Genomic DNA, 22,744 nt, shown 5'->3' on the forward strand with positions numbered 1-22,744 from the left:
CTCACTCGAGGAGTTTCTCTGCAACGAGCCTCTTGTCTTCGTCTATGACGATCATGTGGGTTGCACAGGAGACACAGGGATCATAGGCACGCATGATGACCTCGGCGAGCTGCCAGGGTGCACCAGTGAGTGCACGGCTGCAGGTGGGGAAGTTCCAGGTGGTCGGGACAAGCATCGAGAAGAACTCGACTTTGCCATTCCTGACCTTTGCAAGGTGAACGTCACAGCCTCGCGGGGCTTCGTTTGCTGCCCATCCGATGGAACCGTCACCCTGCGGGATGACATCTGCTACAACCGGAGCCGAGCAGTCGATAGCGTCTGCTGCCTCAATCATCTTGTACACAGCATCCATGTATTCCATCTGCCGTGCGATCTGCAGGCCGATTGCACCCTTCTCGTCATAGTTCTTGAACTGAACCAGACGGGCACGGGGACCGACCTCAACGGGCTGGCCGTCATAGAGCGGAACACCGGTGCAGGCTTCCATCTGTGGCCAGGCCTTGGTGCCTGCCTTTGTGGTGCCGCCGACCGGGTATGATGGGTCTTCGAGTGTGATCTCTTCCTCACCCATGTACCAGTCCCATGGCCGGACTTCAGTCCAGCGCTCGGGGAACCAGCGGGGGCATTCGTCCAGTGAGCTGCTTCCGTAACACGGGTCTGCTGCCATGTATCCCTGGTTGTGGTATCCGAGATCCTTTGGAATAGGAATCTCTTTGCCACCGACTTCTGCCCAGTCACGCTTCTGGTAGTTCCTGAGGATTGCAATCATGAACTCCATCTGCTCGCGTGCAAGGGGGAGTGCCATCTTTGCAAGATCAACAACCTTTGCCCTTGCCCGTGGGGTAATGTTCTTGTACATACCGCCGACACGGGGGTTTGATGGGTGGATTGCTTCGCCGCCGACGATCTCGCCGATCGTCTGGCCGACCATACGGAGAGTCTGAAGGCGTTTTGCAACGCTTCTGACCGGCTCTTCTGGTGTGAAGGGGTTAATCTTTGTGTCTGTTCCGGGTAAGTACATATCCGGCAGGGTCAGGATGTTATGCAGTGCATGGCTGTGCAGCCTGTTTGCGCACTGGAGAATCAGCCTGAGAAGATATGCATCCTCTGGGATCTCACATCCGATCGATGCTTCCATCGCTTCTGTTGCTGCGAGGGTGTGTGCAATCGGACAGATACCACAGACACGTGATGCGATCTTTGGAACCTGCTCCATCGTCTTACCGATGGCAAGCTTTTCAACACCCCTGACAGGAGTAATGGAGAGCCAGTCTCCGCGCTCGACAATGCCGTCATCATTGACTTTTAAGACGAGCTTGGAATGGCCTTCATGCCTTGTGGTTGGGGAAATTTCTACTACTTTCGACAATGTTATCGCCTCATCCAAAATGTGGTGGTCGATCTGCTATACGTCAATATTTATCCTGTGCGGTTAATGACACGTACATGAAAGTACGCTAAAGTGAATTAGAACGATATCGTTAATTATAGTTTGTGATAGTACACTCCAATAAATTCTAAAGTATATCGATAAAATAACAAATAGTATTACAATTTTTAGCATTATAGCAAAAGTGCCGGAACCCGGCGAAAATAACAAGAATATCCCCGCTTTTTTGTTAAAAATTACTTATGCGCTTTTTTTACGGTATATCCCACCATATGCTGACGGAGATAAAGAGAAGAGCATTATAAATAACTTACCCATTATGCATTAATACCAATGAATATGGCATTTATAAGAATAGCAGATATACTCCCGAGGGGAAAAGAGCGGATCTCTCTTCAATATATGAAGAGAGAATGATTCCGGAGAGGGTAAAAAATATCACCCGCCCATGCCCGGTTTTACGGATTATTCACAATTTAATTCTGCATACAGCTCGGCAAGGGTTGCATGCCGCTCTGCATATGCATCATGCTGGTGGATACTCTCCTCGTTTGTCTGGCGGATGGTGATCCGGGCATCAGCGGGAAGATGGCCGAAGGTACTGACCACCTTCTTTGCCATCACCCGGACACAATCCTCGACAAATCGCGGGTTCTTGTGAGCTTCCATCACCACGTAGCTCTCATCACCACGTTTGAGGAGTTCATAGATCCTGCCGCTCATGGAATCTTTGAGGACATCGATCACATCTTCAAGCGGAACATGCTGATCGTCGTCTGTCTCGATGCAGAGGAAACCCTTGCCACGCTGGTTGTGGGTTGCCATTGGAACCTCGTCAAAGAATTTCTCTATCTTGTCCTTTTCCATATCAAGTGATTCAAGCACCATCATGGCATGATCCTTCATGATATTCTGGGCACAGGGACAGGCGGTCATGCCGGTCACTTCTGCCCCGATGCTCTTCCTGATGATCGGCTGGCGGCTTGTCCGCTGGGCAATCGCACGGGCATGCACCGTAACCACTTCATGGCACTGTGTCTGGGTGACCGGCGTCTCCCTCTTCACCATGTAGGCGCTCTCCATCCGGACCTCGGTTCTCTCGGCGTACTCATGGCGATCAAGGAGTTTCCGTGCAACCCTGCTGCAGACCTCCTCAATCTCTTTCACCTCGCCACCGATTGCCTCCTGGAGCACATCGTCGATCACTTCAAAATTCCGTGAGAGGTTTGCACCTTTCAGGGAGCCGGGGAGATCAACGAAGATATCAAACTTCGATATAAAGATCGCCGGACGTTTCCCGACACGTGCTACTTCCACGAGTTTTCGTACATTCCTGACACCCACCCGGCTCAGGTTGATCCGGATATCGGGGATAGTGGACTGAATATCAGACAGTTCCATGCGAAAAGACCTCTATCATTATATCTTCTTCACAGAAGATCGAGCTATAAAAGTACAGTCAGGTATGAGCCTGAGTATAATATATTTATGTAGGCTCGCACCGCATTACGTAATGGTAAAGCTATGGTCCAGAAGTACTATGACGCAGACGCCGATCTCTCTCATTTAAAAGGAAAGACGATCGCCGTGATCGGCTACGGCTCGCAGGGCCGCGGCCAGGCTTTGAATCTTCGTGACAGCGGACTCGATGTTATCATCGGCCTCCGCCCCGGCAAGAGCTGGGATGAGGCGAAGAAAGACGGGTTTACAGTCCTTACCGTTGCCGAGGCAGTAAAGAAAGCCGATCTGGTCCAGATTCTCCTCCCTGACGAGAGCCAGGCGGCTGTCTTCAGGTCAGAGATTGCAGGGAACCTCAAAAAGGGTGCATCGCTGGTCTTCTCACATGGATTCAACATTCATTTCGGCCAGATCGTCCCGCCGGAGACGGTGAATGTCTTCATGGTCGCTCCAAAAGGGCCCGGATTCATGGTCAGGAGAACCTACACCGAAGGCATGGGCGTTCCCGCACTCATCGCAGTGTACCAGGATGTCTCGGGTAATGCCCGCGCACTTGCGCTCGCCTATGCAAAAGGCATCGGTGCCACCCGTGCCATGGTCCTCGAAACAACATTCCGCGAGGAGACCGAGACCGATCTCTTTGGGGAACAGGCAGTTCTCTGCGGTGGTATCACCTCGCTGATCAGGGCAGGGTATGAGACCCTCGTTGATGCCGGGTACAGCCCGGAGATGGCATACCTTGAGGTTCTCCACGAGACGAAACTGATCATCGACCTCATCTACGAAGGTGGATTCACCAAGATGCGCAGATACATCAGCAACACCGCCCAGTATGGGGATATCACCCGCGGACCCCGTGTCATCGGACCCGAGAGCAGGATGGAGATGGAGGAGATCCTCTCCGAGATCCAGAACGGCACCTTTGCAAAAGAGTGGATCCTTGAGAATATGGTGGGCAGGCCCGTCTTCAATGCATTGACCCGTGCCGATGAAGAGCATGAGATCGAGCATATCGGGGCAGAACTGAGAAAGGATATGCCCCAGTTCAAGAATCTTTAATCTTCTTTTTCCATATTTTTTATAGTACCAGATCCCATAACGCAGAGTATGAAGATCCTCTGCATCTACCATAGCGAGACCGGCAACACCCATTCTGTGATGGAAACACTCTCAAAAGCCACAGGAGCCGAACTGATCAGGGTCCGTGATCTTGCCGGATACGGAAAGACAACAATGTACCTGCTTGGCGCTCCCCGCGCCCGAAAGGGAGGCATTGCCGCAATCGATCCGAATGCAATCGATCTATCCGGTTATGACCTCGCTATACTCGGATCTCCGGTCTGGGCATCCCGCCCGTCACCTGCTGCAAACGCAATGATACAGGCAATGAAGAACTGTTCGGGGAAGAAGGCGGTGCTCGTCTGCACCTCACGGAGCACTCCCGGCGAGACGCTCACGCTCATGGAGACCCATGCAAAGGAACGCGGAATGGATGTCGCCGGCAGTTTCCATGTTCGCTTTTCAATGAGAGGCGGCAGAAATGAAGAAGAGATGGCCGCCCTTGTACAGGCGGTCACTGAGTTGGCGGAAGCCTAATCGATCCGCATCAGGTCCGTGATAGTGCGCGACGCTTCCCGCAGGTCGGATGGTGTGAGGACGATCTCTTCATCACCGGATCTGATCCTGAGCGCATCGCCGCCGACGGTTCCAAGAACCGTATGCGGAGTTCCTTGTAGAACAGACAGATCATCAACTGCCACCAGGAACCGGGCATAGGATTCCGAGAAGAGTGCTGCAACCGGATCGCCCTCTATTGAGACCGAAGAGCAGGGGGCGATCTTTGCAAGTGCAGTGAGAAGCCCGCCACGGGAAAGGTCGGTTACTGCACCCAGCGCATTTTTCCGGACGAGATCACGGACTGTTACAACCAACTCCACATCCCCGGTTGCAGGAGCAGGGCCACCGCATCCGGTGACACAATCAAGAATTGATCCGCCGAGATCAGGGGAGGTTGTTCCAAGAAGAACCAGGGTTGCACCCTCCTGTGGCGGGGTGAAGGTGCGGAGATCGCCCTTTCCGATCATACCGAGCATCGGGGTGGGCTTTATCCGGGTATCAAATTCATCACTCTCATTATAGAGGGAGACGTTCCCGCCGACGATCGGGACATCAAGACGGCGGCACATCTCCCCCATCCCAATGATCGATTCCTCGATCTGCCAGCTGATCTCCGGGTGCACCGGGCTTGCAAAGTTTAAGCAGTCAACGATACAGAGCGGATCGGATCCATAACAGGCAAGGTTTGAAGCATTCTCAAGAACGGCATTCGCTGTCCCATCACGCGGTGAAAGATAGATATGCCGGGGATTACAGCCGCTGGTGAAGTAGAGGCCGCTTCCATCAAGCCGGAGCACCGCAGCATCGGGACCGAGAGAGACGGATCTGAGCTGGACATCATGATCGTACTGCGAGAAGACCCAGTCCTTTGCCGCACACTCGGGGTGGGAGAGCACTTTTTGGCAGAGGGTGCGGAGATCCTCTTCAGGGCGGCGGAAAGGCTCTTCTGCACTATATGCCTTCGTCTCCCATCGGCAGGCGGGAGTGCCGCCTACGAGTAGATCGATCGGGAGATCGCAGACGGTTCTTCCATTAAATTCGATGATATAACGGGGCTCTGCGATCACCTCTCCGACATCTGCCCAGGCAAGATCATACTTTTCGGCGATCGCCCCGATCAGAGCCACATCCTCCGGTGCGACCTCGGCAAGCATCCGCTCCTGTGATTCGGCGAGCATGATCTCAATCTCATTCATACCGGTCTCACGGAGAGGGACTCGATCTGCACTGATCCGGGCCCCGAATGTGCTTGACATCTCGCTTGACGCACCGGCAAACCCGGCCGCGCCGAGATCACGGCAGGCGAGCACCTTCCCGGTTGCGCACATCTCCATCGTCGCCTCGATGAGGAGCTTCTCGGTATAGGGATCGCCAACCTGCACGCTCGGGCGATCTTCTGCTTCCGAATCCTCACTCAGATCCCGCGAGGCAAAGGAGGCGCCGCCCAGCCCGTCGCGGCCCGTCCGGGAGCCATAGAGGATGAGATGGTTACCGGGCTTTTGCACCCTGCCGGTGATGATATGTTCGGGGTCAACGACACCGACAGCAACAACATTGACAAGCGGGTTGCCCTGGTAACTCTCGTCAAAGATGAGATCTCCCCTGACAACCGGCACGCCGATACAATTTCCGTAATCCCCGATACCGGAGACGACATGCTCAAAGAGGTGGCGCGTCTTCTCGGAATCGAGGGTTCCGAAGCAGAGGGGATCCATCAGGGCGATCGGGCGGGCACCCATCGAGATGATATCCCGGACAATGCCCCCGACACCGGTTGCGGCACCATCATAGGGGTCAACATAGCTTGGATGGTTATGGCTCTCCATCCCGATCGCAAGCGCGGTCTTCTCATTGTATCTGACGATAGCAGCATCGTCTCCCGGCCCGATGATGACGTTTCTCCCCTCTGTCGGGAGAGTCTTCAGAAGAGCCCGTGTTGAGCGATAGCTACAGTGTTCACTCCAGAGGTTCTCAAAAGCGACCGCCTCAAGGGGGGTGATATCCCGTCCGAGGCGTGAGCGGATGATCGTGAGATCTTCGGCGGACAGCATTCCTTAGAGGTCATCTTTAGAGAAGAAATAAGGATCACTCTCCCTGCCCATACTACACTTTTTAGCACTATGACCCCCATATACTCTGCATGGTCGATAGTTACGAGGATCTCCTGAAGAAGGCATATACCGGCATCACCGAACCGTCGGATACGGGGGAGCGGTTTGTCGTGCCACAGGTCAAATCATACCCCGAAGGAAAGACGACGATCCTTGAAAATTTCATGGATATTGTCGGGACACTGAACCGGGAACCCGATCACGTGATGAAATTCATGCTCGGGGAGCTTGGAACTGCCGGTAAGATTGACGGAAACCGTGCAATCTTTAATGGCAAATTTGAAACAGATGTCCTTGAAGCGATCGTCAGGAATTACATCGACGATTATGTCATCTGTTCCGAGTGCGGGCGGCCCGATACCCGGCTTGTCAAGGACGATCGTATCCAGATGCTCCGGTGTGATGCCTGCGGCAGTCACCGTCCGGTGAGAAAGCGGCGTGCCAGAACCGAGGTGAAGGGAACCAGCCTCGAAGAAGGGATGGAGATCGAGGTGGAGATCGAGTCGGTCAGCCGCCGTGGTGACGGGGTTGCCAAGGTGGGTAAATATATCCTCTATGTCACCAACGGAAAGCCGGGGCAGAAGATCAAAGTCAAGATATCAAAGATATCAGGTCAGGTTGCATTCACCCAGCGGGTGTAATGCGCCAGGTCTTTTTTTTCAACCCAAAATACGTAAAAGAGAGTTTTTCCGGGATCCAATGCTCTCTCCAAAGCATCAGATCCGGATATGGTATCGAAGACTTCTCCTGAAAAGAACACCTTATGCAGATTGTACCTGTGTCAGCAGTTCGTCACAGGAGCGGCTGATCCGCTCGCATGCTTCCCTGATGATTGTGACAGGATCCTTACTGCCGTCGGTTGTGACGAGGAGTTCGGGGTCAGAGAACTGGTACTCGATCTGGTATTTGGCAACATCAACGGCCGGATCTTTCAGGATCTCATCGGTCAGAAGATTCATAAAGGTGTGTTTCTCTGAAACTAACACCATTTTAACCTTATTTTTTTCAAGCTCAAGAATTTTTATGTTCATACTGTATATCAATTGGCAGGGAGACTATATAGCCATTAGCGGAGGCTGAGATCAAAGGTCTCCATATCATATGCCGAATACGGCTGATCCCATGAGACCATGTGGCTCAGGTGTACGCACCTGAGTTCTTTTGGTTTCAACTCATCTGCGAGGTCAAGCGCATCGGTGTAGTTCATATGTTTTGAGATCGTGAGGTGCGACGGCGCCATCGCATCAAGGATGAGAAGATCCGCATCCCTCATACAATCGATACTCTCGTCGGGGATCCCCCTGCGCGTATCTGACGAATAGACGAGGACAGAATCACCTGATTCAATTCTTACACCATATGTCGGAGCGCCGGGATGGTCAACCGGGAAGAGGGTGATCGTGAGATCGAAGAGCGCAAATGGCTGATAGGGTAATACTGGATGCCCCGGTGAAGGGAGGAATGAAAAAACATTGCTGCAATAGTCGAGCACTTCCGGTGCCGCATACATGGCAGGCGGTTTCTGAATCCGATAAAAATCCCCAAATCCCATGAAATGGTCGTAATGGCCATGAGTCCAGATTCCGGCATCGATATGGGGAGAGCCGGCATACAGGAGCTGTCTGCGGAGGTCAGGGGTGGTATCGATGAGCAGGTGGTGTGAACCCGTCTCGATCAAAAGGGATGTCCTGAGCCGCTCCCTGCCTTCCTTCCATGCCTGAATGCAGTGATCGCAGTTGCACCCGATCTTGGGTGTGCCGATGGCGTCACCGGTTCCAAGGAAGGTGACCCTCATGCCCCGATCCATCCGGTCTTCCGAAGCGCATTCCTCCGGTCCACAAGGAGCATCCCCTGTTCGATATCAATATCGGTAATTTCGTCCCGCCCTTCAATGAGAGCGGCCATAACTGCTTCTTTTATCATCAGGCGGAGATCGGCACCAGTGAAGCCCTCGGTTCTGGCTGCGAGGAGCGGGATATCGGGAACAATCCGGAGGCTCCGGGTGATCGTACGCAGGATCGCCTCCCGCATGGATGCGTCTGGTATGGTGAAGGGAACTGCGTCATCGAACCTTCTCCAGGCAGCCTCGTCAAGGATTCCCGGGTGGTTTGTCGCCCCGATGAAGAGGACTTCTGATTTGACCAGGCTGATCTGGTCGATGCTCTTCAGAAGCGTATTGACCGCCCGCTTCATCGCACCGTGATCATCTGAATCCCGTGTGCGTGCCACATAATCGAACTCATCAATGAAGAGGATGCAGGGAGACAGCCGTTTTGCTATCTCAAAGATCCTGTCAATATTCTTTGATGTCTCTCCAAGGTACTGGGAGGTGATCATCGAGAGGCGGGCCTCGAGGATCGGCATATGCAGCTCACGTGCAAGCGAGAGTGCAAACGAGGTTTTTCCGGTTCCGGGGGGTCCGACAAAGAGGAGCCTGCCAACCTGGTAGATCTGATGGGTTTTCAGGAACTGGCGGTTTTTCAGCGCAACCCTGATCTTTTCGATCACTTCACGCTGTTCCGGGGTGGCAACAAAGGTCTCAAATGACTCTTCGATCTCTTCAGGGGCATAGATTGCAACAAGCCCGAGTGCATCGCGGATCTCCTCGGATTCGGCTTTCATGGCATCGATCCGTGGCTGGAGAAACGCACGGCTGTCTTCATAGAGCGGATTTTGGGCAGAGGCATCCCCGTACCTGATCTCACCGGCCCCGCTCTTCTCATAATAGAAGGCAAGAACCGGATTTGAGGCTGCCAGATCCCTGCCACCACGGTCAAGGAACCAGCGGGCCGCCGGATCGAGTGCGGTCACCGAGAGGCGCTGGCCGAAGTCATCGAACCCGATGAAAGGATTCGATGAGACAAACGTATGAGCCTCTTCAATGCCGAGAGCTCGCTTTGCCAGGCTGTTGCTCACAATGAACGGCCTTTTGAGATCCGGTCCGTTCTTGCCGATGCTAAACGCCTCGCGGCATGCAGGGGTAAGATCTGCAATGCCGAGGGATTCCTCACGGTTGACGATCTCTGCGGTGAGAAGGAGCTCCATGAGCCGGAGGGTGGTGTGATCAGCCATCTCCATATCTTAACCTTATATGTTGTCTGGGAATCGGAATAAGAGTATCTCTACTTCGTGGTGATGATGCATCCATCTTCAGTGACGATGATCGTATGCTCTGCCTGGGATACAAATGACCCCGGAACATCCTGGAGAACTGGGTACGATCGGAGCACACCCTGCCTGATAAGTGCGGTCAGGGCGAGATCGGCGCGATCAGTTTTCAGCCATCTCCGGGCAAAGGGGAGGCCGCGGCGATCCCGTATCTCTTCGAGGATCTTTCTTCCGGCGGGGGTTCTCACTGGTTTTACTGCGATCTGGGAGAATATCTCGGCTCTTGAGCCCTCGGTGACGCGGCCATGGCCGGTCGAGGCAAACGGCTCAATGGCGATTGCCATCCCCTCCTTCAGGAGAGTGCCGCCACCGGATCCGATGTTTGGAACAGATGGGGAAGCATGCAGGGAGTAAAGATCAAGTCCGTGGCCTGTGAGGTTTGCAACCGGCTGGAATCCGCGTGAGACGATCGCCTCCTGGATCGCAGCCCCTAATTCACCTGCACGGACACCGGGTTTTGCCAGTGAGAGGGCTGAGTCCAGTGCCACACGTGATGCCTCAACCAGCAGGGGATGATCCCCGAGATCGACGGTGAGTGCGGTATCTGCGATACATCCGTCGATATGAATGCCGATATCCAGCTTGACCAGATCGCCTGCTGCAAAAATGCGATCATCGGAGGGGCCTGCCGTATCATGTGCGGCTGCTTCATTCAGGGAGAGGTTTGGAGGAAACGCAATTCCTGCCCCTTCCTCATGGATCATGGTACAGACACAATCGGCGACCCCGGCAAGGGTTGCGCCCGGGACAATCATGCGTGCACCGTTCTGCAGGATCTTCTTCGCGAGCCTGCCGGATTGTTTGTACTGATCTATCATCTCATCGTTCATATGCAGAAGACCTCCGGGAACCGGGTGATTCGTTCATAGCCGCCATCTGTGACAAGTGCCATATCCTCAATCCGAACACCGCCGATCCCGGGATAGTATAAGCCGGGTTCGATGGTGACGACATTGCCCGCGGCAAGCGGACTAACCCGTGAGCTGATGGACGGGGCTTCATGCACCTCAAGTCCCACACCATGGCCAAGGCTATGGACAAAGCCATCCGGCTCTGTCCCATACCCTGCATCTGCGAAGAGGGAGACGACTGCCTGGTAGAGAGTGGAACCATCTGCACCTGCGCGGAGGAGGGAGAAGGCAAGCGTTTTTGCATCAGATACCGCGGCATACATCTCCCGGATCTCAGGAGTTGGTTCTCCCCGGACAACCGTCCTCGTCATATCGGCGAAGTATCCGGTCTCTTCATTCTGCGGGAAGATATCGATGATGATTGGAGCGTTGGCTGCAATTGGACCGGTTCCCCGGAGATGCACCACAGATGTCTCACTGCCCGAGGCGACGATCGTATCAACACCCCTGCACCCGTGTTTCAGGAGTGTGGAATGAACCCCATATCTGACATCTTCTGAAGTGAGGATCTTTCCTTCCGGGGTCACCAGGAGTTCTCCTGTGGGTTTTGACCTCCTGATCAGGGCAAGCGCTGTTTCGAGCGCATCTTCTGCTGCTGCCTGCGACTCACGCATCATCGCGATCTCGGATGGGGACTTCTGCGACCGCATGGCGGACAGGGCATCCATCTCCACATCCACCGGCTGGTGCGCTTCAATCGCCTTTGCAAGGCCGAGGGGAAACTCGGGCGGGACAAGAATCGGGCCGCCTGCCAGATCAGCTATCACCCGGCCCGTTGCCTTCAGGGGATCAGGCTCTTCCTTCAGAATATCAAAAAAACCTGCATCTGCCCGGCTTATGACGGTGCATGGCGACTCAAGGGCAGCCCGTTCCACCTCCATTGCAGGAACAACAATGATGCCCTCTTCATTCAGGCGTTTCATATAGATGACCGGATCGCTCGTCCGAAATGAGGTGAGGTACCGTACATTGGCATCTGATGAGGTGCCATATGCGGCATATGCCCTGGAACCGGTAGTTGCCAGAGCCTGATCGAGAGCATCCATTCTATACGTATTTGCAATCAGAGAAGATGTATCTTCGGAAAGGGGGCATCGGCATACTGTGATTCGGCACGGTTCCGGGCGGCATCGGCACGGGCAATCGAAGCTCCGGCATTTATTGAGAGCGAATTGGCACTCTCAAGGTACGAGAGCGCTTCAGCCGTATCTCCTCTTCCGCTGTCTGCAAGATCAAGATACTGGCTTAATGCCGCAAGACGCCCCTTGAATGTATTCTGCGTATTCCACATCTCTTCATCATAGAGACGAAGATCAGAGGCAACCCCGACAGCCCATTCGCCGCGGCTCCCTTCAAGGGTTCGGGCATAATCCGAGAACCTGCTGACTGCCCCGGTGAGCACCCAGTGCTTATCTGACAGTTCTGCCAGGAAGGCCTCTTCGCGGGCAATCTGTGTCCTGAGCGTCCGTGGATTCGGGGTATCTCCGGCAAGCTCGACATTCCAGAGATCGATTCCTATGGTATAGACGAGGAGGTAGTTGTCAAGGGATGCACGGTGGGGAGGGATGGATTGCATGCAGTCATCCCAGAGGGAATCGAGATCATCATCAGAGAGGCACCCTGCGGTACTGAGGGCTGCCAGTACCAGAATGATGAGCAGAAGTGTCACCCAGGCAGAAGAATGTCCCCGCATATCCTGACAGAAGAGTAGTAATTATCACTATAAATCAATATCTTCTCAATTCAACCGGTTTACCGCCAGAAATCTCCCCGAAGGGTTTTCCGGGAGAAGGAAGCGTTCCATACAAGTGAGGCCACAGGCAGCAGAGTGTTCCTGTTCACCTGCATCCTGCATGCCACAGAGTGGCAGGGCATATATTCTGTGAAGACCATATACCTGCATATGGAAGAATCGGCAAAACAGGTCTTCAAGATCAAGTATATTACCGTCGTGATACTTCTCAATATCTTCTTATTTGCTGCTGCGGCCGCGGTTGCAATCTTCTTCATTGTTCCGGCAGAGGCCGGATACAAAAATCCGGTCCTGATCGTCCTCGTGATAATCGCAGTCCTGTCAGGATTTTTTACGAAGAAGCACTACACCGCCACAAAGGAATGGCTTGAGATTCACGCAAAACCCGTGGAATCACCTGATTCAGATGGGAGTTCCTGAGTGGAAGAGGATTGGGAACGAATATACAGAGTTGGGAGATGAATGGGAGAGAGGGATCGTGCAGACAGTGAGGGATGCTCATGCTTGAAAAGCTCCGTGACGAGATTGAACTGATTGAACGGCACCTGATGATAGCACGTGCGGTTGTCGAGCATGAGCCGATCGGGATCATCAAGCTCGCAGAAGTGCTGAACCAGCCGCAGCACCGGGTGCGGTATTCCCTCCGCGTCCTCGAGCAGATGGGGTACATTCGCGCGTCTTCCACGGGGGCATATGCGACTCCTGAGATGAAGGAGATGCTGAAGGGCATCCCCGACGAGCTGGATGCATTCATCCGGGCTCTCGAGGATATGAAACGGGGATTGGTTAACAATCTTTAAGTTCTGGCACTGGCAATGTAATTAGGCAACTTGAGTGCCGCCATAACTCAGTTGGTAGAGTGGCTGGCTGTTAACCAGCATGTCACAGGTTCGAGTCCTGTTGGCGGCGTCAATTCATCCTGAGGATGACTCATACTTCTTTTCAAAAGGTTCATTATCCATCCCATCGATAATCCAAATCAGGTACAGGTCAAGATAACTACCTAAAACTACACTTAAATCACGAGAATTGAAATGGTTTCATATCGCAATCCCCCTGTTATCGAAGCGGTCTGTGAGTTTCGATTCCAACAAGATACGCAATGGCCAAAGGACATTGCAGATCAACTTTATGAGAAAGTGAAAGATGCATTCCCTCACAAAGAAATACATAAGGTCCAGGAACTTGAGATAACAGCAAAAGAAGATAATATCGGGCATAAAATTATACCAATAGAGCGTGTTACACTCCAATCTGAAAAGCCCAGAATCCAGCTTCATATAGGAAACCGTATTCTCTCTATTCACTGTTTGCAACCATATCCATCATGGGCAGTATTCCTCCCCAGTATTCAAATGGCATTCAATACAATCCAGAAGATCACAACCATTACAGGAATAGACCGGATTGGCCTATTATACCTAGATAAAATCGAGATTCCTCAAGATGGAGGTTCACTTAGTGAATACTTTAATTTTCATCCATTTCTTGGAGAGAAACTCCCAAAAGATTTTGTCAATTTTATCGTTGGATGCGAATTTCCCTATGCCAATATGCGCGATATCTGCCGACTCCAACTTACACGTGGAATTCAGGAGAGACAGGGGCACTCAACATTTATTCTCTCAACAGATTACTATCTGGCAAAACGGCAGATGATTTCTCATGAGGAAGTGGATGAATGGCTCGAAAATGCACACCGAGAGGTGCGAGAGATATTCGAAGGGAGTATTACCGATAAAATGAGAACACGCTTTGAGCTGGAGGGCAATTAGATGGAGAGTGGTTGGTTAATCAATCAATATCATGCACCGCGAACAATATGGCATAGCACAAGTGATTCTTACCTGAATAAAGATGAATACTCATGGAGAATTCACCTTCAACAGCTTTTAGAAAAATACATTGGCCATACCTGTATGAGCTTCTGTGAAATATTCAATCAAGACCAGTTTTTATCATCCTATCCCGGGGAAAGTACAACCTTCCCTCTTGATATTGAGCAATCGCTCCTATCATTGCAACAGTACCTTGAATTTATCTTCCCAAACCCCGGAGAGGTAGCCAGCTATCTCCGTCAGAATATCGGGCTTTATGACGTGGTGCTCTATGCATGCATGCTGACAAAAGAGACTTTTGGCAACACTGCCCAGGTTACACTTGAACTCTACTCTGATCCCGAAATAGATGACAAATATTTGACCCTTTGTATTCGCCAATCCCACTATGATGCTGACATAATGGAAAAAATCGACAGCATATGCAGCATGTATGAAAAGGCCTTAACCGATCAGACGGGCTGGTTTATCGTCACAACAGATTTCCGACCTCCAACGGTGTAATAAATGCAATTTCAGTGGTCTCATTATATCGAAGTGGCTAAATTTTTATTTGCCAGCGCAAATGACCAGAAAATACCCCCGGAAGCTGGCTACCGAAGTGCAATCAGCAGGGCATATTATGCTGCCTTCTGCCATGCAAAATACTACGCTAAAGATAATTTTTCATTTTCACCGGCTGACAATGACAAGGATCATCTTCTCCTCCGTGATTTTCTTAAGGATACCGGGAGAGTGGAGATCGCCCGACATCTCACCCATCTCAGACAATGGAGAAATGAAAGCGACTATGATGATCCAGCATATAATGCAAATCCACAAAAGGTTCAGTCAGCCCTAAAACTCGCTGAAAAGGTCGTAATTTCGCTCAAGTGATAAGGCAATTGAAACCACCTCTCGCCATTGCCCTGCAACTTGGGATATTTCAAGATATGATGAAGAGATTGCTGGGCAGGGGGTTCCCGACTCCAGCATATCCTCAATCTAATGGGCTTACAGGCGTCAGTGGCGGAGCTTTCGTCACATCCCTTCAACCCTCCCTCACCCCAAAAAAAGTCGTGCCCCACGCAGGCACATATATTGTCCCATATCGTGAGAAAAGCCAAACTCTTAATGCAGGGGAGATAATGAGATAACAATGGCTGCAATCTTTCTCTATATCACAGACACGCTCGCGGACTGGGAGTGTGGACACGTTCTTGCCGAACTCCATTCCGGGCGGTACTTGAAGGATCCGGATTCTCGTTACGATCTTGTCCTCTGCGGGAGGACAATGGATCCGGTAACCACGATGGGCGGGCTGCCTATGGTGCCGAAGGTTCTTTTTCAGGATATCCGGCCCGGGGCCGGAGATCTGGTGCTCCTGCCCGGTGCAGACACCTGGCTTGACCCGGTGCAGGGCCCGATACTTGAAAAGGTCCGGATGCTGCTCGATGAAGGCGTGGTTGTTGCCGCAATCTGCGGGGCTACGATGGCCCTTGCCAATGCCGGGCTGCTGGATGAACGCAGCCACACCAGCAATGATCAAGCGGCACTCAAAATGTTCTGCCCCGGCTATCATGGCGAACAATATTACGTAAACGAACCTGCGGTTACAGACGGAAACCTGATCACGGCAGGCAGCTTTGCACCAGTTGAATTTGCCACCCACATATTCAGGAGACTGGATGTGATGAGCCCGGAAACCCTTGCTGCATGGCACGGGCTCTTCACGACAGGAAAACCCGGGTTTTTTTACGCACTCATGGAATCGCTCTCACAAAGAGCCAAAGCCCCGTAACGAGCACAATCAGGAAGGCAGCTGAACCTCTCACCTGCACACCATATAGGAAGGACTCCCTCACACAGGCACGTGGATTGAATATCAGAAGGGGATTTTGTTGTCCTGGTAAGTGGATAGTCCGATCAGGAATAAAAAATAAGGAGAGTCTCTCTCAACTCCTTTTCAGCACATCGATTGTAATGGAGAAGGGGTTGCTCACAACCGAGTAGATGACTTCCATCTCATCAGGACCGGTAAGGTACCCGGAAGAATACCCCCCGTCTCCATCTGATCCCCCACTCTGGACCATGCTTATTGTCCTGCCGTCACGGCCGATCACCCCGGCAAATGGAACACTCTCCCATCCTAATTGCTCAGAAAAGGTTGCCTCTCCCGAAAATACCCGGTCTTTCTGTTCAGTGATCCTGAGAGTCAGGGTATACCCGGAATAGTCGGTATACCCGATTCCATCCACATACCCGGTCATCGTGCCGGTCCAATCCCCGATAAGGTTTGGAGTCGGGATATCAGCTGCAACAGTGCTCTGATCGGAGCTGGTGGTACATCCACAGAACAACACGGCTGCCAGAAGAATACCAGCACACAAGATTGTTTTCATTTCCATACATCTGTATAGAATCGAGAAAGGAGATAAATATGATCAATCAGCGCAAACGGCAGGTAACGTAATTGTAGAACCGGGAAGAGTTTTCTGCATAATTATATGGCTTCCCTTCTGCCTGACTTCTGAAAAACCATGTTTTTCAAGAATGGTGCAGACGTCCTTTCCCGATAGTACGAAGTTAACCAAAAAAAGCCACATCCATCCGTGTGATGTAGATCTCCCCGTGGAACCGTGACTGGATCTCCTGTGGGAATGCGGTTTCAAAAAAGAGCTCCAAAGCCTCATGAAGGTTATTTTGGGCTTCTTCTACAGTACCACCCTGGCTTGCAATGTCATATTCCGGGCAGAATGAGACATAGCCATCGCCCTCCTTTTGAATAATGGCTGTAAGCTCTTTTTGCATTTTCCCACTACCCCTCCACAATCTTCCCATCCTTCAGCCGGATTATCCGATCAAAGTACGGCAGGTGCCACTCCTCATGTGAGACCATCAGCACCGTCTGCCCCCGCTCCCGGTTGATCTCGGCAAAGAGGTCGAGGACGGCCTTTGAGTTCTCTGAATCAAGGTTCGCACATGGCTCGTCAGCGATCAGGATCTCAGGATCATTCACGAGGCCCCGGGCGACGGCAACCCGCTGCTGCTCCCCGCCCGAGAGCTCCTTTGGGAGATGATCGGCACGGGCACGAAGCCCGACCTGGTCGAGCATATGCAGAACCCGATCCCGGATCTCGTCTTCAGATAACCCTCGTGCCATCATCGGGAGAGCCACATTCTCAAATGCCGTCAGATCATGCATAAGGGCATACTCCTGGAAGACATACCCAAGCCACTCCAGCCGGAAGAGTGTGCGTTGATAGTCAGGGAGGGCGGTCACATCCTCTCCCGAGATGGTGACAGAGCCGCTTGTCGGGAGATCGAGGAGGCCGATCATATGGAGGAGCGTCGATTTGCCGCTCCCCGATGCTCCCGTGATTCCGATAAAATCCCCCTTGGCGATTGTGACACTCACCCCGTTCAATGCATGTACGAGCACGTCCCCCATCCTGTATGTCTTCTGGAGATCTGTCACCTCAATCACGAAATCAGCCCCTCATCGCATCAAGCGTATTCTCCCGTGTGATCCGCCATGCCGGCAGAAAGCCTGCGAGTGCAGAGGCTCCTGCAAGCCATCCGGCATTCTCAAGCATCGTTGCCATCTCAAAGACAGGAACCACATCGCCATCAGGGAACTCAAGCGGGTTTGCCGAGAAGTAGAGGAGGAGCAGGTTCACGACCACCATCCCGGCAAGTGAGCCGAAGAGCCAGATAAAGAGCACCTGTGCAACATAGCTCCCGATGATAATCCGGTTGGATATCCCGATTGCCTTCTGGATGCCTATCTGCCGCCGCTGGTTGATCGTCTTGATCGTGAAGACGATCCCAATCACAACAATCGCGATGATGAGGCTGACGGCAAGCGAGATTTTATCGATGATCGAGAACGTCTCCATCGAATCGGCAATCACCTGTGTCATCGCTTCATTCCAGGTCTCCACCCGCTCCTGCACCCCGAACTGAAGGAGGCGGAGCTTCACCAGATCAAGATCCTCTCCTGATTGTGCCCTGACAAGCACCTCGGTGGCTTCGGTATTCCGGGTACCAAGTACAGCATCCATCTCCTCCCACGAGATGAATGCCATATAATCGGCCTGGTAGGATTTTGTCGAGTATATCCCCTTCACGCGGTATGTCTTCAAAACCCCGTTTGCAAACATCACCTCTACCGAATCCCCAACCCTCACCCCGCCGAGCGACTCAAAGAAATCAAGGCCGGGATCTTCATGGCCTGCTACAAACTGGCCGAGAAGGATGCCGTCATCGGCAGGCGAGAGGAAATCACCCTCAACGATATGCTCATGGATCTTTGTGACCTCCATCTCATCGCGGGGATTGAACGCGGTGATCGGGATGCTCACCATCGAGCCCTTATGGCTCAGGGTACCCCCGATGGAGTAGCGTGCCGAGGCCCGGGCAACGCCCGGCACCCGGTTCACGCGATCGAGGAGTTCGTCCACATGGAAGAGGGTTCGCTCATCACGTTCGGGGCGGATCACAATATCAGACGTGACATAATCGATCGTCTGATCATGGAAGAGGTTCACTGCCCCCCCGATGATTGCGGAGAGGAGAATCATATTCGTAAAGACCATCGCGATGATCAGGATATTCAGAAGCGTCCCCACCTTTCCCCCACGGAGAATCGCCCGTGAGGCAAGAAATATGGAGACGCGTGCTCCGGAAAGCATGAGTGATTCACTCCTTCTTCCGTTGTGAATAGAGATAGTACCCTGCTCCTGCAATCAGCACGAGAATGACAAGGGCAACAAGGGCACCTGCAACCCCCTGCTCCCTGACGACCAGTGTAAGCGGCTGTTCCATCCGGTGATCGCCATAATCATCCGAATACCCGACAGTGAGAGACGCGGGGATCTCGCCGCCTTCAGCCGCAGTCAGCCGGAAGACTGCCGGGGCATCGTTTCCGGGCCTGATCGAGCCGATGAACGTCTCCCGTTGCCCTGAAAGGGGGGCATCGAGATACGCCACAACAGATTCTGCCCGTCCGGTTCCGGTATTTTCGAGGCGGACAATCAGGTCGAATGGCTCACCCGCATCAACGGTAATTGGATCCGTTCTCACCGCAGAGACTGCAAGAGATGATGCTCCACGGACATCGACTGCACAGGCAGTGGTGATTGACACAGTCGATCCGTCGGCCTGCTGGTAGCCGATCACAACCGGCAGCTCATAGAGGCCGGGTGCGATCTCTTTGCTGACCCGGAACGAAAGTGGGATCACCATCTCCGCACCGGGAGCAAGCACGGGCATGAAAGATGATGCAGGCCCGACAGGGGCGATCATCAGATCCCCGGATTGAACGATAACCGTGATCTCCTGTGCAGCACTCTGCCCGGTATTGGCAACAGCAAGCCCTGTTTCAAATGTCTCACCGGGCCTGACAAAAGGAAGTGCCGCCTGCGACACCTCGATCACCGGGACCTTCATCGAGAAGATCGGCATATTCACATTCACCGGGATCGGGTAGATGACGCTCTCCCCGCCCCTCACCCTGATACGGAGCTGGGGGAAATAGATCCCGCTCTTCTCCGGCGCCTGAATCAGAAATACCAGATCCATCGACTGTCCGGGTCCAAGCACCCCTGTGAAGGCCGAGTTCCCTTCCAATACCCGGATATCCCCCCGGCCATCAAAATAGACGCTTCCTATCACCAGGTAAACATCCTGGCTTTCCGATGTACTCACAGAATAGACTGATGAGAGGTATGTGGACTCTGTCTGGGTTGAGGTGGAAGCTGCATTCATGATCGTAACATACACAATCGCCTGATCGCCCGGCATCACGACTGAGGGGACAAGGGTGTGATCGGTGATAATAACGGACTGCCCGGAAGCCTGTGCAACCCCTGTTAATAGGGCACTCAGAAGAAGAAGGAGCATACAAAGGCGGAGGGGAATTGGTACAGGCGCCATAAACAGAATCCTCATTACCATGAAAAACGACCCCCGGTATATATAATAGCTCTCTTCACCCTCCCGGAGAGAGCCATGTACAAATAAATCAGAACCGATCTCCTTAACTTCGAGAAGGATAGATATTCAAAGTAGTTCATGTCCGATCCTGGCGCCAGCTCCCCGATCCGTATCCTCTATATCGATGACGAACCTGCACTCCTTGACCTGACAAAACTCTTCCTCGAAGAGAAAGGCAGGTATTCGGTCGATATCCTCGAAGATTCTCTTGAGGCGATGGAGATTATTATGGATGGCGACTATGACGCAGTCGTCTCTGATTACCAGATGCCGTCAAAGGACGGGATTACTCTCTTAAAGGAGCTCCGGGAGGCCGGATCGACTCTCCCGTTCATCATCTTCACCGGAAAGGGAAGAGAGGATATCGTTATCGAGGCACTGAACAATGGTGCCGACTTCTATCTCCAGAAAGGCGGCAACCCCCGTGCCCAGTTTGCAGAACTTTCCCACCAGATAGAGATGGCTGTTGCCTCAAGGAGAGCTGAGAAGAAGATCGCCGAGAGCCTTGATGAACTGAATGCCGCATATGAACAGCTCACCGCCAATGAAGAAGAGCTGAGATCGAGCTTCGAGGAGCTTTCGATACGGGAGCAGGAGATCAGGAGGAGCGAGCGGAGGCTCTCAGACATCATCAACTTCCTCCCTGACGCCACATTTGCGATCGATTCGGATGGCATTGTTATCGCCTGGAACAAGGCCATCGAGGAGATGACCGGGATCGAAGCGGATAAGGTCATCGGAAAACGAGATTACGAATACTCCCTCCTCTTCTATGGAGAGAGAAGGCCCGTTCTCATCGACTATATCCTCAAAGGGGAGCTTGACAATATACAGGGGCACTACCCGGAGATCCAAAAGAGGGGTGAGAGTGCGATCATCGAGACCGATTCCGCCCGGATGAAGGGAAATAAGAGAGTCCTCTGGGCAACGGCATCACGGTTCTATGATGATAAAGGAGAGGTGGCGGGTGCCATCGAATCGATCCGCGATATCACCGAGCAGAGGAATCAGGAACGCGAACTCCTCTCGATGCATGAGGAACTGGCATCAACAGAGGAGGAGATCCGCCAGCATCTGGATGAGGCGATCACAGCACAGGAAAAACTCAGAAAGAGCGAGGAGCGGTACCGGGGCATCTTCGAGAATACCGGCTCTGCACTTGCCATCTTCGGGCAGGATCTGACCATCCTAAGAGTCAATTCCCTCTTTGAGGAGCTCTCCGGATATACGGCTGCTGAGATCGAAGGAAAATTAAAACCCACTGCATTCATCCATCCAGAGGATATCGATCGGATAATGGAGTATCATCATGCACGCTACCAGAATGGTGACGCTCCACTCAGCTACGAGTTCCGGTTTATCAGGCGGAACGGGGAGGAGCGGATCATCTTCATCTCAATCGGGGTTTTACCAGAAGAACGGCTTTCCGTCGCCTCACTTGTGGATATCACCGAATGGAGGCGTGCTGAAGAAGAATTACTGATCCGCGAGAATATCCTCTCAAAGGTGATGGAGATCCTCCCGATCGGGCTCTGGTTTGCAGATAGCGAGGGGAAGCTCACCATGGGGAACCCGGCAGGGGTTGCCATCTGGGGTGCTGAACCCCACGTGGGGATAGAAGAGTATGGGATCTTCAAAGCCCGCAGGTACCCGTCTGGCGAGGAGATCGCACCAGAAGACTGGGCACTAGCCCGGAGCATACAGGATCGGGTCACCATCACCGATGAACTTCTCGAGATCGACTGTTTTGACGACAAAAAACGCCTCATATACAACTATACCGCACCGGTGATCCTTGATGACGGAACACTCAAGGGTGCGATCGTCGTCAACCGTGATGTCTCCATGGAGAAGCGATCGGAAGAGGCACTGAAGCTCTCCAATAAAAAGATCCGCCTCCTCGCCGGTATCACACGCCATGATGTCAGGAACCAGATGATGGCCATTGACGGGTATATCGAACTGATCAGAAGGAGGGAACCTGAAACCGGGATAGCTGAGTATCTCGAAAAGATCGGACTCTGCCTCGCACAGATCTCAAAATCCTTTGAATTTATGAAGGAATACGAGAAGATCGGAACGAGCGGACCGGCATGGCAGGAGATCAGCGCCTCGCTCGAACCTCTCGCCGGATCCAAAATTCCGATCACAAACACCTGCCGGAACGTCTCGATCATCGCCGATCCCCTCCTCACCAAGGTCTTCTCAAATCTTCTGGACAACACCATCCGGCATGGAGAAGATGCAACAGAGATCACGATCTCATGCGAAAAGAGCGATGGCAACCTGAGGATTCTGTGGCAGGATAATGGAGCAGGCATCCCTGAAACCATGAAAGAGCGAATTTTTGAATATAAATGCGGAAAAAACAGCGGGTATGGCCTCTACCTGATCCGGGAGATTCTGGCAATCACCGGGATCACGATCCATGAGGAAGGGATCGAAGGCGAGGGTGCCCGGTTTGTGATCCTGGTTCCGGCAGGCAGATGGAAGATCGGATAGAAGAATCCGCCCCTCTCTTC

25 protein-coding genes and 1 tRNA gene are annotated in these 22,744 nt (G+C 52.7%); 11 read left to right on the top strand and 15 right to left on the bottom strand.

What is annotated here, in order from left to right; all coding sequences use genetic code 11:
- Position 1: 1 nt before the first annotated feature.
- Positions 2 to 1,369, bottom strand: coding sequence for a coenzyme F420 hydrogenase subunit alpha (frhA, locus tag ACYUBO_RS10710; protein ID WP_460374333.1), 1,368 nt, complete (start codon positions 1,367 to 1,369; stop codon positions 2 to 4).
- A gap of 486 nt (positions 1,370 to 1,855) precedes the next feature.
- Positions 1,856 to 2,791, bottom strand: coding sequence for a GTP cyclohydrolase MptA (mptA, locus tag ACYUBO_RS10715; RefSeq protein ID WP_460374336.1), 936 nt, complete (start codon positions 2,789 to 2,791; stop codon positions 1,856 to 1,858).
- 123 nt (positions 2,792 to 2,914) lie between these two features.
- On the opposite strand from mptA, the gene ilvC reads away from it, so the two are divergent.
- Both ilvC and ACYUBO_RS10725 read left to right on the top strand, forming a co-directional pair.
- Positions 2,915 to 3,907, top strand: a complete 993-nt coding sequence (gene ilvC / locus ACYUBO_RS10720; RefSeq protein ID WP_300334496.1) for a ketol-acid reductoisomerase — start codon at positions 2,915 to 2,917, stop codon at positions 3,905 to 3,907.
- Between the two features lie 48 nt (positions 3,908 to 3,955).
- Positions 3,956 to 4,444, top strand: a complete 489-nt coding sequence (locus ACYUBO_RS10725; RefSeq protein WP_460374339.1) for a flavodoxin family protein — start codon at positions 3,956 to 3,958, stop codon at positions 4,442 to 4,444.
- Here the strand turns inward: ACYUBO_RS10725 and purL are convergent.
- Entirely contained in the window at positions 4,441 to 6,516 is a 2,076-nt protein-coding gene (gene purL, locus ACYUBO_RS10730) for a phosphoribosylformylglycinamidine synthase subunit PurL (protein ID WP_460374342.1), read from the bottom strand. The two genes, ACYUBO_RS10725 and purL, sit on opposite strands and share 4 nt — an antisense overlap.
- A gap of 89 nt (positions 6,517 to 6,605) precedes the next feature.
- Here purL and ACYUBO_RS10735 point away from each other — a divergent pair, with 89 nt between their 5' ends.
- Positions 6,606 to 7,217 (top strand): translation initiation factor IF-2 subunit beta, encoded by a 612-nt coding sequence (locus ACYUBO_RS10735; RefSeq protein WP_460374345.1) that lies wholly within the window; start codon positions 6,606 to 6,608, stop codon positions 7,215 to 7,217.
- Positions 7,218 to 7,337: 120 nt separating this feature from the next.
- On the opposite strand, the gene ACYUBO_RS10740 is transcribed toward ACYUBO_RS10735, so the two are convergent.
- From ACYUBO_RS10740 to ACYUBO_RS10765, 6 genes are read right to left on the bottom strand one after another with little or no spacing between them, the layout of a single operon-like run.
- Positions 7,338 to 7,607 carry a DNA-directed RNA polymerase subunit L gene (locus ACYUBO_RS10740; RefSeq protein ID WP_460374348.1) on the bottom strand — a complete coding sequence of 90 codons (270 nt, stop codon included), beginning with the start codon at positions 7,605 to 7,607 and terminating at the stop codon, positions 7,338 to 7,340.
- A 35-nt stretch (positions 7,608 to 7,642) separates the two neighbouring features.
- Positions 7,643 to 8,371, bottom strand: a complete 729-nt coding sequence (locus tag ACYUBO_RS10745; protein WP_460374351.1) for an MBL fold metallo-hydrolase — start codon at positions 8,369 to 8,371, stop codon at positions 7,643 to 7,645.
- Positions 8,368 to 9,654: an ATP-binding protein gene (locus ACYUBO_RS10750; protein ID WP_460374354.1), complete on the bottom strand. Its 1,287-nt coding sequence runs from the start codon at positions 9,652 to 9,654 to the stop codon at positions 8,368 to 8,370. The genes ACYUBO_RS10745 and ACYUBO_RS10750 overlap by 4 nt, the downstream gene beginning before the upstream one ends.
- Before the next feature lie 44 nt (positions 9,655 to 9,698).
- Positions 9,699 to 10,574, bottom strand: coding sequence for a type II methionyl aminopeptidase (gene map, locus ACYUBO_RS10755; protein ID WP_460374357.1), 876 nt, complete (start codon positions 10,572 to 10,574; stop codon positions 9,699 to 9,701).
- On the bottom strand, positions 10,571 to 11,701 hold the full coding sequence (locus ACYUBO_RS10760) for a M24 family metallopeptidase (RefSeq protein WP_460374360.1): 1,131 nt from the start codon (positions 11,699 to 11,701) through the stop codon (positions 10,571 to 10,573). Before ACYUBO_RS10760 ends, map begins: the two co-directional genes overlap by 4 nt.
- 17 nt (positions 11,702 to 11,718) lie before the next feature.
- A complete protein-coding gene (locus tag ACYUBO_RS10765; protein WP_300332230.1) occupies positions 11,719 to 12,348 on the bottom strand; it encodes a hypothetical protein in 630 nt (209 codons plus the stop codon).
- A 210-nt stretch (positions 12,349 to 12,558) separates the two neighbouring features.
- Between ACYUBO_RS10765 and ACYUBO_RS10770 the strand changes: the two genes are divergently transcribed.
- The 7 genes from ACYUBO_RS10770 to ACYUBO_RS10800 all read left to right on the top strand — a co-directional run bounded on the left by ACYUBO_RS10770 (position 12,559) and on the right by ACYUBO_RS10800 (position 16,026).
- The gene (locus ACYUBO_RS10770; protein ID WP_300332228.1) at positions 12,559 to 12,828 is read left to right on the top strand and encodes a hypothetical protein; all 270 of its coding nucleotides are present in this window, start codon (positions 12,559 to 12,561) and stop codon (positions 12,826 to 12,828) included.
- Between the two features lie 80 nt (positions 12,829 to 12,908).
- Positions 12,909 to 13,208 carry a hypothetical protein gene (locus ACYUBO_RS10775; RefSeq protein ID WP_300332225.1) on the top strand — a complete coding sequence of 100 codons (300 nt, stop codon included), beginning with the start codon at positions 12,909 to 12,911 and terminating at the stop codon, positions 13,206 to 13,208.
- 36 nt (positions 13,209 to 13,244) lie between these two features.
- Positions 13,245 to 13,317: transfer RNA gene (locus tag ACYUBO_RS10780), tRNA-Asn, on the top strand.
- A gap of 125 nt (positions 13,318 to 13,442) precedes the next feature.
- On the top strand, positions 13,443 to 14,183 hold the full coding sequence (locus tag ACYUBO_RS10785; protein ID WP_460374365.1) for a TIGR04255 family protein: 741 nt from the start codon (positions 13,443 to 13,445) through the stop codon (positions 14,181 to 14,183).
- The gene (locus ACYUBO_RS10790) at positions 14,184 to 14,750 is read left to right on the top strand and encodes a hypothetical protein (protein WP_460374368.1); all 567 of its coding nucleotides are present in this window, start codon (positions 14,184 to 14,186) and stop codon (positions 14,748 to 14,750) included.
- A gap of 3 nt (positions 14,751 to 14,753) precedes the next feature.
- The gene (locus ACYUBO_RS10795) at positions 14,754 to 15,122 is read left to right on the top strand and encodes a HEPN domain-containing protein (protein ID WP_460374371.1); all 369 of its coding nucleotides are present in this window, start codon (positions 14,754 to 14,756) and stop codon (positions 15,120 to 15,122) included.
- A gap of 262 nt (positions 15,123 to 15,384) precedes the next feature.
- Positions 15,385 to 16,026: a type 1 glutamine amidotransferase family protein gene (locus tag ACYUBO_RS10800; protein ID WP_460374374.1), complete on the top strand. Its 642-nt coding sequence runs from the start codon at positions 15,385 to 15,387 to the stop codon at positions 16,024 to 16,026.
- 154 nt (positions 16,027 to 16,180) lie between these two features.
- Here ACYUBO_RS10800 and ACYUBO_RS10805 read toward each other — a convergent pair whose 3' ends face one another.
- From ACYUBO_RS10805 to ACYUBO_RS10830, 6 genes are read right to left on the bottom strand one after another with little or no spacing between them, the layout of a single operon-like run.
- Complete coding sequence (locus ACYUBO_RS10805; RefSeq protein WP_460374377.1) at positions 16,181 to 16,633, bottom strand: hypothetical protein; 453 nt, start codon at positions 16,631 to 16,633, stop codon at positions 16,181 to 16,183.
- A gap of 36 nt (positions 16,634 to 16,669) precedes the next feature.
- The gene (locus ACYUBO_RS10810) at positions 16,670 to 16,918 is read right to left on the bottom strand and encodes a type II toxin-antitoxin system HicA family toxin (protein WP_460374380.1); all 249 of its coding nucleotides are present in this window, start codon (positions 16,916 to 16,918) and stop codon (positions 16,670 to 16,672) included.
- Entirely contained in the window at positions 16,812 to 17,036 is a 225-nt protein-coding gene (locus ACYUBO_RS10815; protein ID WP_300334634.1) for a type II toxin-antitoxin system HicB family antitoxin, read from the bottom strand. Before ACYUBO_RS10815 ends, ACYUBO_RS10810 begins: the two co-directional genes overlap by 107 nt.
- A 7-nt stretch (positions 17,037 to 17,043) precedes the next feature.
- Positions 17,044 to 17,712, bottom strand: a complete 669-nt coding sequence (locus tag ACYUBO_RS10820; protein ID WP_460374383.1) for an ABC transporter ATP-binding protein — start codon at positions 17,710 to 17,712, stop codon at positions 17,044 to 17,046.
- Positions 17,713 to 17,716: 4 nt separating this feature from the next.
- Positions 17,717 to 18,919 (bottom strand): ABC transporter permease, encoded by a 1,203-nt coding sequence (locus ACYUBO_RS10825; RefSeq protein ID WP_460374386.1) that lies wholly within the window; start codon positions 18,917 to 18,919, stop codon positions 17,717 to 17,719.
- Between the two features lie 7 nt (positions 18,920 to 18,926).
- On the bottom strand, positions 18,927 to 20,162 hold the full coding sequence (locus ACYUBO_RS10830; protein WP_460374389.1) for a COG1361 S-layer family protein: 1,236 nt from the start codon (positions 20,160 to 20,162) through the stop codon (positions 18,927 to 18,929).
- Between the two features lie 138 nt (positions 20,163 to 20,300).
- On the opposite strand from ACYUBO_RS10830, the gene ACYUBO_RS10835 reads away from it, so the two are divergent.
- Positions 20,301 to 22,724, top strand: coding sequence for a PAS domain S-box protein (locus ACYUBO_RS10835; protein ID WP_460374392.1), 2,424 nt, complete (start codon positions 20,301 to 20,303; stop codon positions 22,722 to 22,724).
- Positions 22,725 to 22,744: the final 20 nt, after the last annotated feature.

It is taken from the genome of Methanocalculus sp. MC3 (assembly GCF_054767395.1).

Excerpts from the sequence above, each read along its gene's own strand:
- mptA (WP_460374336.1), bottom strand. The coding sequence starts at position 2,791 with ATGGAACTGTCTGATATTCAGTCCACTATCCCCGATATCCGGATCAAC.
- ilvC (WP_300334496.1), top strand. The coding sequence starts at position 2,915 with ATGGTCCAGAAGTACTATGACGCAGACGCCGATCTCTCTCATTTAAAA.
- ACYUBO_RS10725 (WP_460374339.1), top strand. The coding sequence starts at position 3,956 with ATGAAGATCCTCTGCATCTACCATAGCGAGACCGGCAACACCCATTCT.
- purL (WP_460374342.1), bottom strand. The coding sequence starts at position 6,516 with ATGCTGTCCGCCGAAGATCTCACGATCATCCGCTCACGCCTCGGACGG.
- ACYUBO_RS10735 (WP_460374345.1), top strand. The coding sequence starts at position 6,606 with ATGGTCGATAGTTACGAGGATCTCCTGAAGAAGGCATATACCGGCATC.
- ACYUBO_RS10740 (WP_460374348.1), bottom strand. The coding sequence starts at position 7,607 with ATGAACATAAAAATTCTTGAGCTTGAAAAAAATAAGGTTAAAATGGTG.
- ACYUBO_RS10745 (WP_460374351.1), bottom strand. The coding sequence starts at position 8,371 with ATGAGGGTCACCTTCCTTGGAACCGGTGACGCCATCGGCACACCCAAG.
- ACYUBO_RS10750 (WP_460374354.1), bottom strand. The coding sequence starts at position 9,654 with ATGGAGATGGCTGATCACACCACCCTCCGGCTCATGGAGCTCCTTCTC.
- map (WP_460374357.1), bottom strand. The coding sequence starts at position 10,574 with ATGAACGATGAGATGATAGATCAGTACAAACAATCCGGCAGGCTCGCG.
- ACYUBO_RS10760 (WP_460374360.1), bottom strand. The coding sequence starts at position 11,701 with ATGGATGCTCTCGATCAGGCTCTGGCAACTACCGGTTCCAGGGCATAT.
- ACYUBO_RS10765 (WP_300332230.1), bottom strand. The coding sequence starts at position 12,348 with ATGCGGGGACATTCTTCTGCCTGGGTGACACTTCTGCTCATCATTCTG.
- ACYUBO_RS10770 (WP_300332228.1), top strand. The coding sequence starts at position 12,559 with ATGGAAGAATCGGCAAAACAGGTCTTCAAGATCAAGTATATTACCGTC.
- ACYUBO_RS10775 (WP_300332225.1), top strand. The coding sequence starts at position 12,909 with ATGCTTGAAAAGCTCCGTGACGAGATTGAACTGATTGAACGGCACCTG.
- ACYUBO_RS10785 (WP_460374365.1), top strand. The coding sequence starts at position 13,443 with ATGGTTTCATATCGCAATCCCCCTGTTATCGAAGCGGTCTGTGAGTTT.
- ACYUBO_RS10790 (WP_460374368.1), top strand. The coding sequence starts at position 14,184 with ATGGAGAGTGGTTGGTTAATCAATCAATATCATGCACCGCGAACAATA.
- ACYUBO_RS10795 (WP_460374371.1), top strand. The coding sequence starts at position 14,754 with ATGCAATTTCAGTGGTCTCATTATATCGAAGTGGCTAAATTTTTATTT.
- ACYUBO_RS10800 (WP_460374374.1), top strand. The coding sequence starts at position 15,385 with ATGGCTGCAATCTTTCTCTATATCACAGACACGCTCGCGGACTGGGAG.
- ACYUBO_RS10805 (WP_460374377.1), bottom strand. The coding sequence starts at position 16,633 with ATGGAAATGAAAACAATCTTGTGTGCTGGTATTCTTCTGGCAGCCGTG.
- ACYUBO_RS10810 (WP_460374380.1), bottom strand. The coding sequence starts at position 16,918 with ATGAGGCTTTGGAGCTCTTTTTTGAAACCGCATTCCCACAGGAGATCC.
- ACYUBO_RS10815 (WP_300334634.1), bottom strand. The coding sequence starts at position 17,036 with ATGCAAAAAGAGCTTACAGCCATTATTCAAAAGGAGGGCGATGGCTAT.
- ACYUBO_RS10825 (WP_460374386.1), bottom strand. The coding sequence starts at position 18,919 with ATGCTTTCCGGAGCACGCGTCTCCATATTTCTTGCCTCACGGGCGATT.
- ACYUBO_RS10830 (WP_460374389.1), bottom strand. The coding sequence starts at position 20,162 with ATGGCGCCTGTACCAATTCCCCTCCGCCTTTGTATGCTCCTTCTTCTT.
- ACYUBO_RS10835 (WP_460374392.1), top strand. The coding sequence starts at position 20,301 with ATGTCCGATCCTGGCGCCAGCTCCCCGATCCGTATCCTCTATATCGAT.